Origin of the sequence: Photobacterium lutimaris (genome assembly GCF_003025555.1) — a bacterium.
GTDB classification, from domain to species: Bacteria; Pseudomonadota; Gammaproteobacteria; order Enterobacterales; family Vibrionaceae; genus Photobacterium; species Photobacterium lutimaris.
In genome coordinates this window covers 1-15,588 of record NZ_PYMH01000014.1, presented here as the reverse complement: position 1 = coordinate 15,588, position 15,588 = coordinate 1, and the positions used below count along the sequence as shown (strand labels likewise).

The window sequence follows — 15,588 nt, the reverse complement described above, 5'->3', positions numbered from 1 at the left end:
GACCCATAAAGGCGCCAGTCTGCTGGCGCCTTCATATTTATACCGGAGTAACTAATAAGGTTGGCAATGCCGCGCTTATTCGTCTTCCAGCTCGATGTTGATACCCAACGAGCGGATTTCTTTCAACAATACGTTGAACGATTCCGGCATACCAGGTTCCATACGATGGTCGCCATCGACGATGTTCTTATACATCTTCGTACGGCCGTTAACGTCATCCGACTTAACAGTTAGCATTTCCTGTAGGGTGTATGCTGCGCCATATGCTTCTAGCGCCCACACTTCCATCTCACCGAAACGCTGACCACCGAACTGCGCTTTACCACCCAGCGGCTGCTGAGTAACTAGGCTGTAAGAACCGGTAGAACGGGCATGCATCTTGTCATCAACCAAGTGGTTCAGTTTCAGCATGTACATGTAACCAACAGTTACAGGACGCTCAAACTTATCACCAGTACGGCCATCAAACAGAGTCAGCTGACCAGACTCTGGCAGATCACCCAGCTTCAGAAGCTCTTTGATAGAACTTTCTGGCGCACCGTCAAAGACAGGTGTCGCGATAGGTAGACCATTACGCAGGTTCTTGATCAGAGTATGTACTTCGTCGTCGCTTAGAGCGGCAATGTCTACATTCTGGCGCGTGTCGCCCAGATCGTACACTTTCTGCAGGAAGTTACGGAACTGGTGTAGTTCCTGCTGCTGCTTAAGCATCTCGTTTAGCTTGTCACCGATACCTTTCGCTGCAAGACCCAAGTGAGTCTCCAGGATCTGACCGATGTTCATACGAGACGGTACACCCAACGGGTTCAGTACGATATCAACTGTCTGACCTTTTTCATCGTACGGCATGTCTTCCACAGGACAAATCTTAGAGATTACACCCTTGTTACCGTGACGACCCGCCATCTTATCACCAGGCTGGATACGACGCTTAACAGCTAGGTATACCTTAACAATCTTAAGGACACCCGGCGCTAGGTCATCACCCTGTGTGATCTTACGGCGCTTGGTTTCAAATTTCTTATCGAACTCTGATTTCAGCTCGTCGTACTGCTCGGCAAGCTGCTCAAGTTGGTTCTGCTGTGATTCATCATCAAGAGTCTGACCAAACAGCTTCTCGCGGTCCATTGTAGACAGTTTGTCTTCGCTGTAACCGGCTGCAAGAAGAAGAGTACGAACACGTGCAAGAAGACCACCCTCAAGGATCTGGAATTCTTCAGTGATGTCTTTCTTCGCTTCTTTCAGCTGCATCTCTTCGATTTCTAGCGCACGCTTGTCTTTCTCAACGCCGTCACGGGTAAATACCTGAACGTCGATGATAGTACCAGACACAGAGTTAGGTACGCGTAGAGAAGAGTCTTTCACGTCAGACGCTTTCTCGCCGAAGATAGCACGTAGTAGCTTCTCTTCAGGAGTCAGCTGAGTTTCACCCTTAGGTGTCACCTTACCAACTAGGATGTCGCCACCCTTAACTTCAGCACCGATGTAAACGATACCTGACTCATCCAGCTTAGATAGCGCTGCTTCACCCACATTCGGGATATCGGCAGTAATTTCTTCCGCACCTAGCTTGGTATCACGCGCCACACAAGATAGCTCTTGGATGTGGATAGTTGTCAGGCGATCTTCCTGTACAACACGCTCAGATACAAGGATGGAATCCTCGAAGTTATAACCGTTCCAAGGCATGAACGCGATACGCATGTTCTGGCCAAGGGCTAGTTCACCAAGGTCGGTAGATGGACCATCGGCAAGTACGTCACCACGAGCAACAGGCTCACCCGGCATCACAGTTGGACGCTGGTTGATACATGTGTTCTGGTTAGAACGGGTGTATTTGGTCAGGTTGTAGATATCGATACCGGCTTCGCCTGGTACCAACTCGTCTTCGTTAACTTTGATAACGATACGAGAAGCATCTACTGACTGAACCATACCGCCACGTTTGGCAACGGCTGTAACACCGGAGTCAACGGCTACGTTACGTTCGATACCTGTACCTACTAGCGGCTTATCAGCACGTAGAGTAGGAACAGCCTGACGCTGCATGTTCGCACCCATAAGGGCACGGTTAGCATCATCGTGCTCTAGGAACGGGATCAGAGATGCCGCCACCGATACAACCTGGTTGGTTGCAACGTCCATGTACTGAACATGGTCACGTGGGTGCAGACCTGATTCACCTTTCTGGCGAGCTGTGATCAGTTCGTCAGCGAATGAGCCGTCTTCATTAAGCGCGGCATTCGCCTGAGCGATAACGTAATGACCTTCTTCGATGGCAGATAGGTAGTCGATTTCTTCGGTTACCTTGCCGTCGATAACTTTACGGTATGGAGTCTCCAGGAAACCGTAAGGGTTACACTGCGCAAAAGCAGACAGTGAGTTGATCAGACCGATGTTTGGACCTTCCGGCGTTTCGATCGGACATAGACGACCGTAGTGGGTCGCGTGAACATCTCGAACCTCAAAGCCAGCACGCTCACGAGTCAGACCACCTGGGCCAAGCGCCGAGATACGACGTTTGTGAGTAACTTCTGACAGCGGGTTGTTCTGATCCATAAACTGAGACAGCTGAGAAGAGCCGAAGAACTCTTTAACTGCCGCAGAAATAGGCTTGGCATTGATAAGGTCTTGAGGCATTACTGCATCAAGGTCACCAAGGCTTAGGCGCTCTTTAACTGCACGTTCAACACGTACTAAACCAACACGGAATTGGTTTTCAGCCATCTCACCTACAGAACGGATACGGCGGTTGCCAAGGTGGTCGATATCATCCACTTCACCTTTACCGTTACGGATATCGATTAGACGACGCATTACATCGATGATGTCAGCGTGATCTAGGGTACCCGGACCTGTAGTTTCTTCACGAACTAGCGAGCTGTTGAACTTCATACGACCAACAGCAGATAGATCGTAACGCTCTTCGCTGAAGAACAAGCTTTCGAATAGCTGTTCTGCGGCTTCACGCGTTGGCGGCTCACCAGGGCGCATCATGCGGTAGATTTCTACCAGTGCGCTTAGGCGGTCGGTCGTGCTGTCAACACGGATGGTGTCAGACATGTACGGACCGAAGTCCAGATCGTTCGTAAATAGAACTTCTAGAGACTTGTAGCCAGATTGAGATAGCAGTGCTAGCGTTTCCAGGCTAAGTTCCTGGTTAGCTGCAGCAATCAATTCGCCGGTTTCCTCGTTCACGTAATCACGTGACGCGATTTTACCCACGATGTATTCAACAGGTACTTCGATGTGGTCAACACCGTCTTTACCCAGCTGGCGGATATGGCGAGCTGTAATGCGACGGCCTTGTTCAACGTAAACCTTGCCATTTGCTTCGATATCAAAGCTGGCGGTTTCACCACGCAGACGCTCAGGCACCAATTCCATAACCAGAGACTTGCCCTGAACTTCGAAGTTTACTTTCTCGAAGAACATGTCAAGGATCTGCTCGGTCGTGTAGCCTAGTGCGCGCAGGATGATTGAAGCTGGTAGCTTACGACGACGGTCGATACGTACGAATACGTTATCCTTAGGATCAAATTCGAAATCCAACCATGAACCACGGTATGGGATTACGCGTGCGTTATAAAGCACTTTACCTGAGGAGTGGGTCTTACCCTTATCGCTGTCGAAGAAAACACCCGGGCTACGGTGTAGCTGGGATACGATAACCCTCTCGGTACCGTTAATAACGAAAGTACCGTTATCTGTCATGAGCGGAATTTCGCCCATGTAAACTTCTTGTTCTTTAATGTCTTTGACTGTGCCAGCTGGCGCGTCTTTATCGTACATGACAAGACGAAGCTTCACACGGAGTGGTGCAGAGTATGTTACGCCACGAATCTGACATTCTTTAACATCGAAGACCGGCTCACCGAGACGATAGCTAACGTATTGCAGCTCGGAATTGCCGTTATAGCTCTGAATTGGAAAAACAGAACGAAAGGCAGCTTCTAGACCGTAATGCCCTTCTGGATCCTGCTCGATGAACTTTTTAAAAGACTCAAGCTGGATCGACAGCAAGTATGGAACATCCAAAACTTGTGGACGCTTACCAAAATCCTTACGGATACGCTTTTTCTCGGTATAAGAGTAAACCATAGGTTCCTCAGATCGCTGATAAGTGATCCAAACTGCTCAAAACGAGGAGCAGTGACTAATGACACTGTTTATTGTTGGAACAGATCTGGATAACAGAACTGCTTTTTGCATGAATAGTGATTGCAAAACAATGTGAAAACACCACTACCCTACAGCGCAAAAAGGCCGGTGGCATTGTAGCCACCAGCCATTAGCCAATTAAGGCTATGAAGCTAAGTAATTATTACTTAATTTCAACAGAAGCACCAGCTTCTTCTAGCTGAGCTTTAAGAGCGTCAGCTTCTGCTTTGTCAACGCCTTCTTTAAGTGCAGAAGGAGCGCCGTCAACTAGAGCTTTAGCTTCTTTAAGACCTAGGCCAGTTGCGCCACGTACAGCTTTGATAACCTGTACTTTCTGTGCGCCAGCAGCAGTTAGGATTACGTCAAATTCAGTTTGCTCTTCAGCTGCTTCTGCAGCTGCGCCGCCCGCTACTACTGCTGCTGCAGCTGTAACGCCGAATTTTTCTTCCATAGCTTCGATTAGCTCAACAACTTGCATTACAGACATTTCTGCAACTGCGTCTAGGATTTGCTCGTTAGTGATAGACATAACAATTCTCTTTGAAATCAACAATTAGTTTAATATAGCGTTCAGATAAAGCAAAGGCGATTACGCCGCGGCTTCTTCTTTCTGATCGCGTACAGCTGCGATAGTACGTACCAGCTTGCCAGCTGAAGCTTCTTTCATGCACATCATTAGGCGTGCAATCGCTTCGTCGTAAGTTGGTAGTGTCGCAAGAATTTCTGCGTCAGCAACAGCGCCTTCGAATGCGGCTGCTTTGATCTCGAAATCTTTATTCTCTTTAGCGAAGTCTTTGAAAAGACGCGCTGCAGCACCTGGGTGCTCATTAGAGAAACCGATCAGTGAAGGACCAACGAAAACGTCTTTTAGACATTCGAAATCAGTACCTTCAACTGCACGACGTGCTAGTGTGTTACGAACAACTTTCAGGTAAACGCCGTTTTCACGAGCTTGTTTACGTAGAGAAGTCATCGCATCAACTGCAACGCCACGTGAGTCAGCAACAACTGCAGACAGGGCACCATTGGCAGCTTCGTTGACTTCAGCAACAATTGCTTTTTTGTCTTGAAGATTTAATGCCATTGGATATAGCTCCTGGATTTTGCTGGGTTACCCCAGTCATTACACCACTCACTGCCACTATGACAGGAGAGTCTTACGGCGCAGATCCAAGATAGATTTACATCAATCATGTTCTGGCACCGTCTACGTAGGTAATATTAAGTTTGCCCTGAAGAGCGAAACGCCTACGGTCTTTGACGAAGGTCAATTGCAAAGCAATCGACCTCAGCCATGAATTTGTGAACGCTGAATTATACACTAATTCAGCATTACTGCAAATTACTGTGCGTTAGTTTCCAGAGTATTCTGGTCTAGCGCTACACCTGCACCCATAGTGGTGGAGATGCTTACTTTCTTAATGAAAGTACCTTTAGCAGAAGAAGGCTTCGCTTTCTTCAGGGCAACTAGAAGAGACTCTAGGTTCTCTTTTAGTTGTGCAGCATCGAAGTCCACTTTACCGATAGTAGTGTGGATGATGCCGTTCTTGTCGTTACGGTAACGAACCTGACCTGCTTTAGCGTTCTTAACCGCTTGAGCAACGTTAGGAGTTACAGTACCAACCTTAGGGTTTGGCATTAGACCGCGTGGACCAAGAATAGTACCAAGCTGACCTACAACGCGCATTGCATCTGGAGATGCGATAACTACGTCAAAGTTCATCTCGCCTTTCTTAACCTGAGCAGCAAGTTCTTCCATACCAACTAGGTCAGCACCAGCTTCTTTAGCAGCTTCAGCGTTTGCACCCTGAGTGAATACCGCAACGCGGATTTCACGGCCAGTACCGTGTGGAAGCACAGTTGCGCCACGAACGTTCTGGTCAGATTTACGTGCATCGATGCCAAGGTTAACAGCAACGTCAACGCTTTCAGTAAATTTAGCAGTAGCTAGTTCTTTAAGAAGAGCAACAGCTTCGTTGATGTCGTACTCACGTGCAACGTCAACTTTTTCGCGGATTACGCGCATACGCTTAGTTAGTTTTGCCATTGTCTTAACCCTCTACCACTAGACCCATTGAACGAGCAGTACCAGCAATCGAACGCTTCATAGCTTCGATGTCAGCACCAGTCATGTCCGCAGCTTTAGTTTCTGCGATCTCTTGGATCTGAGCGTCAGTTACAGTACCAACTTTCTCAGTGTTCGGGCGGCCAGAACCAGACTTAACGCCAGCAGCTTTCTTAAGAAGAACAGCAGCAGGTGGAGTCTTAGTGATGAACGTGAACGAACGGTCGTTGTATACTGTGATAACAACTGGAGTCGGTAGACCTTTCTCAATTGAGTCAGTCTTAGCGTTAAACGCTTTACAGAATTCCATGATGTTTACACCATGTTGACCAAGAGCTGGACCAACCGGTGGACTTGGGTTTGCTGCACCAGCTGCAACTTGCAGCTTGATGTAAGCTTCTACTTTTTTAGCCATTGCTATTTACCTTAATTTGGGTTCGAACGTCTATTTTCGACAAACAGACTCCCCGTCTAACGAAAGGGCGCGAAATTATAGTCCAATTTCACGCCCCTGACAACTAAAACTGATTACTTAATGATCAGCTTTTTTCCACCTGACCAAACTCCAGTTCTACAGGAGTCGCACGGCCGAAGATGGATACAGATACCTTCACGCGGCTCTTGTCGTAGTCAACTTCTTCTACAACGCCGTTAAAGTCTGCGAACGGGCCATCCGTAACACGGACAACTTCACCCGGCTCAAAGACAGTCTTGTGAACAGGCGATTCACTCGCTTTCTCAAGACGGTTAAGAATAGCATCTGCCTCTTTATCAGAGATCGGAGCCGGACGGTCAGATGTACCGCCGATGAACCCCATTACACGAGGGATACTACGTACCAGATGCCATGTCTCATCGTTCATCACCATCTGTACAAGCACATAGCCAGGGAAGAACTTTCGTTCGCTCTTACGGCGCTGACCCGCACGGACTTCCACAACTTCTTCAGTTGGGACAAGTACTTCTTCGAAGTGCTCTTCCATGCCGTGCATTTTGATATGCTCACGTAGTGACTGTGCTACACGACCTTCAAAACCAGAGAAGGCCTGTACTACATACCATCGTTTTTTTGGAGCTTCGCTCATGAACTCTTACCTCACACACCGGTAACTAGGCGGACTAGACGGACCATGATGCCGTCGATGCCCCACAAGGCTAACGCCATAATGACAGTGACAGCTAAAACGATAAAGGTTGTCTGCGTAGCTTCCTGACGAGTAGGCCATACTACCTTGCGGACTTCCATGCGCGATTCGCGGGCAAACGAGATCGCGGTTTTACCTTTTGCTGTAAGTGCGGCAATACCACCAGCTGCGGCCACAAGGACAACAACAGCAGCAGCACGTAGCACTACAGAAACATCACTGTACAGGTAATTACCAACCACAGCGGCAGCTAGCAAGGCAAATACAGCGACCCATTTAAGGCCATCCATACCACCAGAGCTGCTTTGGTTTTCGGCATTCGCTTTCATACAACCAACCTGTAACTAGTCTCAATATAGACGAAAATAACCCCGCATAAGCGAGGCCGTAATGAAGGAAAGCTCTAAAGCCTTAATTACAAACAAAAACTTCATCATAGTAAAATTTTTTCCTGCATGCTTGAGCAAAAAATATGCAAAACCAAGCAACAGTGCAGAAAAAGGGCATCAAATGATGCCCTTTTTAGTACCGTTTCGTCAAATATTATTCAACGATAGTTGCAACAACACCAGCACCAACTGTACGGCCACCTTCACGGATAGCAAAACGTAGACCTTCGTCCATCGCGATAGGTGCGATTAGAGTAACAGTCATAGAGATGTTATCACCAGGCATTACCATTTCTACGCCTTCAGGTAGTTCGATAGTACCTGTTACGTCAGTTGTACGGAAGTAGAACTGTGGACGGTAACCTTTGAAGAAAGGAGTGTGACGACCGCCTTCATCTTTAGAAAGAACATAGATTTCTGAAGTGAAAGTAGTGTGTGGAGTGATTGAACCTGGCTTAGCAAGAACCTGACCACGCTCAACTTCGTCACGCTTAGTACCACGTAGAAGAACACCAACGTTCTCACCAGCACGGCCTTCGTCAAGAAGCTTACGGAACATCTCAACACCAGTACACGTAGTAGTGGTAGTTTCTTTGATGCCGATGATTTCTACTTCGTCACCTACAGTGATGATACCTTGCTCAACACGACCAGTTACAACAGTACCACGGCCCTGGATTGAGAATACATCTTCGATAGGAAGGATGAATGGTAGATCGATTGCACGCTCTGGCTCTGGGATGTAGTTATCTAGAGCTTCAGCTAGTTCAACAATCTTGTCTTCCCACTCTTTCTCGCCGTTTAGAGCGCCAAGAGCAGAACCCATGATTACTGGGCAGTCATCACCTGGGAATTCGTACTCAGAAAGAAGTTCACGAACTTCCATCTCAACTAGCTCTAGAAGCTCTTCGTCATCAACCATGTCACACTTGTTCATGAACACGATGATGTAAGGGATACCAACCTGACGGCCTAGTAGGATGTGCTCACGAGTCTGAGGCATAGGGCCATCAGTTGCAGCAACAACTAGGATACCACCGTCCATCTGAGCAGCACCAGTGATCATGTTTTTAACGTAATCGGCGTGTCCTGGGCAGTCTACGTGTGCGTAGTGACGAGATGGAGTATCGTACTCTACGTGAGAAGTAGAGATTGTGATACCACGCTCGCGCTCTTCTGGAGCGTTATCGATAGATGCGAAGTCTTTAGCTTGACCACCGTACACTTTTGCAAGCGTAGTACAGATAGCAGCAGTTAGAGTAGTTTTACCGTGGTCAACGTGGCCGATAGTACCAACGTTAACGTGCGGTTTGACGCGTTCAAATTTTTCTTTAGACATGGATAGTCCCTCTAGGCACGGTATTTGGTGGCATTACGACCACACAACCAATCATGGGTTTGTAGAGTATATATCAAAAGAATTGAACTGACTTAAGGAGAGAGTGGTGCTAATAGGCGGAGTCGAACCGCCGACCTCACCCTTACCAAGGGTGCGCTCTACCAACTGAGCTATATCAGCACACAAGAAATGTGGAGCGGGCAGCGGGAATCGAACCCGCATCATCAGCTTGGAAGGCTGAGGTAATAGCCATTATACGATGCCCGCAAAAATCGTCACTCGATAAGCTATTCTTTCTATTGAAACTGGTGGAGGGAGATGGATTCGAACCATCGAAGGCAGAGCCGTCAGATTTACAGTCTGATCCCTTTGGCCACTCGGGAACCCCTCCAAATTTTTCAAGCACTTTCACTCATCTAGGAGAAAGTGGTGCCGACTACCGGAATCGAACTGGTGACCTACTGATTACAAGTCAGTTGCTCTACCTACTGAGCTAAGTCGGCGTAAGTGCTGCGCATTCTAGAGAACTCTTTCTAGCCTTGCAATACCTTTTTAGCGATTTTTTTAGATTTTGAACCTTACCGGACAAAATTTAGCCGCTAGCGACATTTCGCATACAAAGCAAGACCTTCCAATACCAAATCTGAACGGTGATAGTAGTCCTTCCCCCACAACTGAGGCAAATGTCGAACACCTCCGCCACATAGGATCACTTTAGGTTCAGTTTTTAAGCGCTCTTTGGCTTGTGCAAGACCATATTCAATCAGTCCGACCAAGGCGGCACGGCATCCGTTTTTCAGCCCATCAGCCGTATTATCGGCAAAGGTCAGGGTATCGCTATGCTCCCTGTCGGAGAAGACCTTGGTGGTATTCTCGAGCACCGACTTCATCATCAGCTGGTAACCTGGCGCTATCCAGCCGCCAAGGTGCTTCCCTTCTTCGGACATGACATCAAAGGTGAGCGCGGTGCCGATATCAACAATAACGGTCGGCGCTTTGAATTCCTGGCGAATCGCTACCAGAGTCAACCAGCGATCTACCCCCAAGTATTGGTATTCGCTGTAAGCGTTCTTGACACCAAAGTCTTTCTTTAGTGTCTTCACCTGCATCACCGGGATATTGGCCAACTGCGAGATACGTTGAATCGAATTATCAACTTCTACCGGGCCAACACTAGCGAACACAATTCTGGTGACTCCATTCTCCAGCAAGGGCTCCAAGACCATCTCCAGTTTACGGCTTGGGTAGCGACCCAATAGCGTAAAATGGCCATCTTCATATAGTTGGGCAACTTTTACATAGCTGTTACCCGCTTCAATCAAAATTTGCATCAGCAACCTCTAAGGCTGATTTCACCACCGAGATAAGGTGTGACACCCTCCTCGGTTTCCAGTAATAACGCTCCCTGGCTATTGATCCCGCGAGCAATCCCTTCCACTACACGGTTACCCATCAATAACTTCACAGGGCGATCCAAAAAGTTATCCAGTCTATTCCAGCGCGTTGCAAAACCATCCATCCCGCTTTCTTCATAATCACTCAAAGCATCATAAAGGCGATTGATCAACGTTGCGGCAAGTGTATTGCGGTCAGGCAGAGTGTCGCAAGCCTCGGTAAGGTTGGTCCAAGATTGTTCAATCGCCTCGCCTTCTGACTCCGGCATTGCAATGTTTATACCCATACCAATCACTAAATGTGCCGCTTCGCCAGTCTGTCCTGACATTTCCACAAGAATGCCAGCCAACTTGCGGTCTTGGTAATAAAGATCATTGGGCCATTTAACCCTGATCCCATCTGCTCCAAGGGACTCAAGCGCTTCAGCAATAGCAACACCGACGACCAAGCTCAGCCCCATTGCTGCAGCGATACCGGCATCAAGGCGCCAGTACATTGAAAGGTATAGGTTGCTGCCAAATGGGGATAACCATTGACGGCCCCGTCGGCCCCGCCCCGCTTGCTGATATTCGGCGAGGCAACATGCACCTTTTGGCATGGCACCAACACGATCAAGCAAGTATTGGTTGGTAGAGTCAATCACTGGAATAAGCTGTAAGCTCGGGCACTTTACCTGAGCCAAGATCTTATCGCAATCAAGGAGTTCCAGTTTTTCAGCTAAGCTGTAGCCCTTACCCTGCAGGCGGAAAATATCAATTCCCCACGTCCTTAATACTTTTATATGCTTACTCACCGCAGCGCGGGAAATTCCCAAAGTCTCCCCCAAAGCTTCGCCAGAATGGAACTGTCCATCTGCCAGCTGAGCAATGAGAGCAAGACGTGTGGAATGCTCTTTCATCGGTGTACCTCTGCCAATGTCGTCTCCTTTGCCGCCGCCATAAAGCGAACTTCATGCTCTAGCTGGATACCAAATTTCGCTTTCACGCAGTCCACAACATATTGAGCTAGCTGTATAACATCCTGAACGTCTGCATGGTGGTAATTGACCAATACTAACGCTTGTTCATCATGTACCCGAGCTCCACCTATTTGATGGCCTTTGAGCTGGCATTGATCAATAAGCCATCCGGCAGCTAGCTTTTCCAAGTTATCAGGCTGAGGATAATGCGGCATTGCAGGATGTTGTGCAAGTAGATGCTTAACAACACTCGGGTCAACCAGGGGGTTTTTGAAAAAGCTTCCAGCATTGCCAAGCACCTTCGGATCCGGCAGCTTAGCTTGTCGAATATCACACACAGCTAAAAGAATCTCTCTCGCTGTCACGGTCTCGGGATTAAACTGTGCTAACGGGCCATAAGAAACCACTGGCTTCCATGCTTTTGGCAAGCTTAGGCCTACAGCGGTAATGGCATGGCTATCTTTTAAACCATGCTTAAAAATAGAATCTCGATAACCAAACTGACATTCTGTGGCAGTCAAGCGACTTTGCTTTCCAGTTTCTAACTCAACGATGTCGACATAGGCGCAGATATCTTTAAGTTCAACACCGTAAGCGCCAATATTCTGGATTGGTGATGACCCAGCGCAGCCAGGTATCAAAGCTAAGTTTTCCAATCCAGGCATACCCTGCTCAACGGTTTGGGTCACCAGTCGATGCCAGTCTTCACCAGCCCCAACATGGAGCATAAAAGCCTGAGCTGTTTCTTCAACATCAACACCAGCGATACGGTTGAGAATAACGACACCGGAGAAATCACCACAAAATAGAATATTGCTCCCTTGGCCCAGGATCAACTTAGGCAGGTCCCGATACTGTTCATCTTGCCAGATAGACACCAGGTCTTGTGTTGTCTCGGCAACGACAATGTCTTTGGCCTTCACATCCAGACCAAATGTATGAAATGGTGCTAGCGACCTATCTTGCAAAACTTTCATGCGACTTCTGATCCATACCTTTATACTAGGGCCTGTATTTTAACTGATTCATCCACTCTTGGCAGTGTTTTCACTATGATCAAGCTTAGATTCCACCTTCTTGAGCCTCTTCGATTCCCGTTAATTAACCGCTTCTATAAGTCTTATTACCCCGCAGGGAAGGCAAAAAAAGATGAAGTTATCTGGATAGGCGAGGATAGCAAAGGCATACAGGCCTGTGTCAGATTCAAGCAATTTGACGAATACCAGCTGCTCACCGGTATGCTTGTTCACCCAGATCATCGCTCTCAAGGCCATGGCATTGCCCTGCTTGAAGCCTGTAACGACCAACTGACAACAACCCAATGTTACTGTTTTGCCTTCAGCCACTTGGAAACATTTTACCAAGGTTCTGGGTTTGTCATCATCAAGGATAATGAATTGCCCGAACCACTCCAATCAAGGATAAACCGCTACAGGCAAAGCGGTAAAACACTCACTCCTATGATCTATGCTCAAAGGAGTAAGCTTGAATTGAGCTAAGCGTGATATAAGCCAACTTAGCAATACGTTGACTATGATGTTTTTCTGATATAATTGCGCCCTTAACTAACCGATTCATCCTTATTAAGGTCGCGTAAACGAGGCGATAATGGATTCAGCTATTGCTAACAAGCAACGCATTGAGCAACTGCCGTGTATTGCACACAAGCCAGATGATTTAGAGACCCTTCTCGATGCAGGATCGTTCCGTGAACGTCTCCACCAAGAAATCTCCAATGCCAACGCGCGTATTTATCTAGTCGCGCTCTACCTCCAAGATGACGATGGCGGACGTGGGATCCTCACTGCGCTTTACGAAGCCAAGCAGGCCAATCCTGAACTGGATATAAAGGTACTGGTTGACTGGCACCGAGCTCAGCGTGGGCTAATAGGAGCTGATAAATCAGATGGCAATGCAGCCCTGTACCGCGAATTTTCAGAGAAATACGAACACCAGATTGAAATTCTCGGTGTACCGGTCCGAAACCGCGAAGTTTTTGGTGTACTCCATCTCAAAGGCTTTGTCGTCGATGACAAGATCATCTATAGCGGTGCTAGCCTGAACGATGTGTATCTGGCTCAACACCAACGGTACCGCTACGACCGCTACCACGTAATCAAAAATAGCCAGCTTGCCGATAGCATGGCAAATTTCATTGTAGACACGCTAGTGAACAGCGATGCTGTTAATTGCCTCAGCCAGGTCAAGCGTCCAGAAACCCGCAACCTAAAAGGGGCAATAAAAGAACTGCGCCATCAACTACAAAAAGCCAGTTACCAATTCACCCCAGAGCAGATATCTGATAACGAAGTCGGCCTTACCCCACTTGTTGGGCTAGGTAAACGGAAGAACCGGCTTAACCAGCATATCTGCACCCTGATTGCGAGCGCGCAACAAGAACTGACCATTTGTACCCCTTATTTCAACTTTCCACGCAGTATTAGTAGAGAAGTGAAAAGGGCACTGCGTCGCGGTGTGAAAGTGACCATCATCGTTGGCGACAAAACGGCGAATGATTTCTATATCCCGCCTAGCGAGCCGTTCAAAACCATCGCTGGGCTTCCTTACCTCTATGAAGTTAATCTGCGCCACTTTGCCAAGCAAAATGAGGCCGCAATCGCAAGACGCCAGCTTGCTATCCATCTGTGGAAACACAATGACAATAGCTTCCACCTTAAAGGGATCTGGGTCGACCGCAGCTATATGCTGATCACGGGCAACAACCTAAATCCTAGGGCTTGGAAGCTGGACTTGGAAAATGCCATTCTGGTCCATGATAAACAACAGCTATTAGCAGACCAGAAGCAGCGTGAGCTCGACCGTATTCTAAAGCACACCCAGCTTGTTGGCAGTTATAAGTTTATCGACAAGGTGGATGCTTACCCAGCTCCTGTGCGCAAGCTGATCAAGCGTATTCGACGAGTTAAGGCTGATCACATCCTTAATCAGATCCTGTAGAAGAGACCTTCATGACGATTGCAGCTATTGATGTTGATCCACAAAAAACGTTCACTCCTCTGTGCCCGAACGAATTGCCCGTTGCTGAAGGTGACACTATAGGTCAGGAGCTAAACCACCAGGCAGGTTTCGCTGATTTACGCGTTCTGACCAAGGACGCGCACCCAAGTAATGCAGTGTGGGTGGTAGAAACGCATGACAAGATGCTTTCACCCTTAGATCACCCCAATGCCGATCTAACTTGGGTCAGCCATGCAGTTCCCGGGACAACTGGTTTTGAGACTATACCGGGTCTTCCTCCGGTCACTGAATATGATCATGTGGTTTGGAAAGGGATCGAGCCGGATCTTCATCCTTATGGCGCCTGTTATCATGATCTTGAGGAAAAACTGAGTACAGGTCTTATTGAGTGGCTGGAAACCAAAAAGGTCGATACCATCTTGGTTGGAGGCTTAGCTACTGACTATTGTGTGAAGACAACAGCCTTGCAGCTTCAAGCTACTGGTCAATTTAAGGTGCTCGTCAACCTTGCGGCCTGTCGCGGTATTGCGCCTGAAACCGTTGCCCAAGCCTGTACAGAGATGAGGCTGGCAGGCATCATCGTCTGCAACGACAGTAAAGCCGTTAAAGCGCAACTCTCATAGCCTCTAACATGCAATCGTCATAATACGCTTCAAACCCAGCCAACAGCTGGGTTTTCTTTATCTCTTCCCTTATTGCCCCCGTCCATTCTCCAGAAGTCATAGAGTCTTATTCCAGTCATGAGAGCCACTTTACCAAAACCACAAATAGCAAAAAGCCTCATACCTCGCTAGCACCACGAGGAATGCGTCCATCTCAGTTCCATTCGACCTTCAGACGTTAAAAAGCCCAGCCTTTAGGCTGGGCTTTTTAACAAGTAGCGGAGCGCTTGGCCGGCACGCTGGCGGAACTCAGGCGCATACTCAAGAGAAACCAATCTCGAACCCATAGACGGCGGGGACGCCTAGTGCGAGCTTGCGCACCATCCGGGACTCATTCGCGCGAAGGGCAAACCACAACAAAAATATAGACGTAAAAAAGCCCGAGTCTTTCGACTCGGGCTTAGTATAAGTGGCGGAGCGGACGGGACTCGAACCCGCGACCCCCGGCGTGACAGGCCGGTATTCTAACCAACTGAACTACCGCTCCACACGGTG

At 48.0% G+C, this 15,588-nt stretch carries 14 protein-coding genes and 5 tRNA genes; 3 read left to right on the top strand and 16 right to left on the bottom strand.

Annotated features, from left to right (window positions below; all coding sequences use genetic code 11):
- Positions 1–75: 75 nt before the first annotated feature.
- The 15 genes from rpoB to murB form a co-directional block, all read right to left on the bottom strand.
- On the bottom strand, positions 76–4,101 hold the full coding sequence (gene rpoB, locus C9I99_RS21915; RefSeq protein ID WP_107350968.1) for a DNA-directed RNA polymerase subunit beta: 4,026 nt from the start codon (positions 4,099–4,101) through the stop codon (positions 76–78).
- Between the two features lie 223 nt (positions 4,102–4,324).
- Positions 4,325–4,690 carry a 50S ribosomal protein L7/L12 gene (rplL, locus tag C9I99_RS21910; protein ID WP_107350967.1) on the bottom strand — a complete coding sequence of 122 codons (366 nt, stop codon included), beginning with the start codon at positions 4,688–4,690 and terminating at the stop codon, positions 4,325–4,327.
- Positions 4,691–4,750: 60 nt separating this feature from the next.
- Complete coding sequence (gene rplJ, locus C9I99_RS21905; protein WP_107350966.1) at positions 4,751–5,245, bottom strand: 50S ribosomal protein L10; 495 nt, start codon at positions 5,243–5,245, stop codon at positions 4,751–4,753.
- A 258-nt stretch (positions 5,246–5,503) separates the two neighbouring features.
- Positions 5,504–6,208 (bottom strand): 50S ribosomal protein L1, encoded by a 705-nt coding sequence (gene rplA, locus C9I99_RS21900; RefSeq protein WP_107350965.1) that lies wholly within the window; start codon positions 6,206–6,208, stop codon positions 5,504–5,506.
- A 4-nt stretch (positions 6,209–6,212) separates the two neighbouring features.
- Entirely contained in the window at positions 6,213–6,641 is a 429-nt protein-coding gene (rplK, locus tag C9I99_RS21895) for a 50S ribosomal protein L11 (RefSeq protein WP_107350964.1), read from the bottom strand.
- A 124-nt stretch (positions 6,642–6,765) separates the two neighbouring features.
- On the bottom strand, positions 6,766–7,311 hold the full coding sequence (gene nusG, locus C9I99_RS21890) for a transcription termination/antitermination protein NusG (protein WP_047874630.1): 546 nt from the start codon (positions 7,309–7,311) through the stop codon (positions 6,766–6,768).
- 11 nt (positions 7,312–7,322) lie between these two features.
- Positions 7,323–7,700, bottom strand: coding sequence for a preprotein translocase subunit SecE (gene secE, locus C9I99_RS21885; RefSeq protein ID WP_107350963.1), 378 nt, complete (start codon positions 7,698–7,700; stop codon positions 7,323–7,325).
- 214 nt (positions 7,701–7,914) lie between these two features.
- Positions 7,915–9,099 (bottom strand): elongation factor Tu, encoded by a 1,185-nt coding sequence (gene tuf / locus C9I99_RS21880; RefSeq protein WP_107350962.1) that lies wholly within the window; start codon positions 9,097–9,099, stop codon positions 7,915–7,917.
- 104 nt (positions 9,100–9,203) lie between these two features.
- A tRNA-Thr gene (locus C9I99_RS21875) sits at positions 9,204–9,279 on the bottom strand.
- A gap of 12 nt (positions 9,280–9,291) precedes the next feature.
- A tRNA-Gly gene (locus tag C9I99_RS21870) sits at positions 9,292–9,366 on the bottom strand.
- 39 nt (positions 9,367–9,405) lie between these two features.
- Positions 9,406–9,490 (bottom strand) — tRNA-Tyr (locus C9I99_RS21865).
- 36 nt (positions 9,491–9,526) lie between these two features.
- Positions 9,527–9,602 (bottom strand) — tRNA-Thr (locus C9I99_RS21860).
- A gap of 96 nt (positions 9,603–9,698) precedes the next feature.
- Positions 9,699–10,430, bottom strand: coding sequence for a type III pantothenate kinase (locus tag C9I99_RS21855; protein ID WP_107350961.1), 732 nt, complete (start codon positions 10,428–10,430; stop codon positions 9,699–9,701).
- Positions 10,430–11,392 (bottom strand): bifunctional biotin--[acetyl-CoA-carboxylase] ligase/biotin operon repressor BirA, encoded by a 963-nt coding sequence (gene birA / locus C9I99_RS21850; protein WP_107350960.1) that lies wholly within the window; start codon positions 11,390–11,392, stop codon positions 10,430–10,432. The genes C9I99_RS21855 and birA overlap by 1 nt, the downstream gene beginning before the upstream one ends.
- A complete protein-coding gene (gene murB, locus C9I99_RS21845; protein WP_107350959.1) occupies positions 11,389–12,429 on the bottom strand; it encodes a UDP-N-acetylmuramate dehydrogenase in 1,041 nt (346 codons plus the stop codon). The genes birA and murB overlap by 4 nt, the downstream gene beginning before the upstream one ends.
- 75 nt (positions 12,430–12,504) lie before the next feature.
- On the opposite strand from murB, the gene C9I99_RS21840 reads away from it, so the two are divergent.
- From C9I99_RS21840 to C9I99_RS21830, 3 genes are all read left to right on the top strand, one after another.
- A complete protein-coding gene (locus tag C9I99_RS21840) occupies positions 12,505–12,951 on the top strand; it encodes a GNAT family N-acetyltransferase (protein ID WP_107350958.1) in 447 nt (148 codons plus the stop codon).
- A 109-nt stretch (positions 12,952–13,060) separates the two neighbouring features.
- The gene (pssA, locus tag C9I99_RS21835) at positions 13,061–14,410 is read left to right on the top strand and encodes a CDP-diacylglycerol--serine O-phosphatidyltransferase (protein ID WP_107350957.1); all 1,350 of its coding nucleotides are present in this window, start codon (positions 13,061–13,063) and stop codon (positions 14,408–14,410) included.
- A gap of 11 nt (positions 14,411–14,421) precedes the next feature.
- Positions 14,422–15,054, top strand: a complete 633-nt coding sequence (locus tag C9I99_RS21830) for a nicotinamidase (protein WP_107350956.1) — start codon at positions 14,422–14,424, stop codon at positions 15,052–15,054.
- Positions 15,055–15,503: 449 nt separating this feature from the next.
- Here C9I99_RS21830 and C9I99_RS21825 read toward each other — a convergent pair.
- Positions 15,504–15,580: transfer RNA gene (locus C9I99_RS21825), tRNA-Asp, on the bottom strand.
- Between the last annotated feature and the right edge of the window lie 8 nt (positions 15,581–15,588).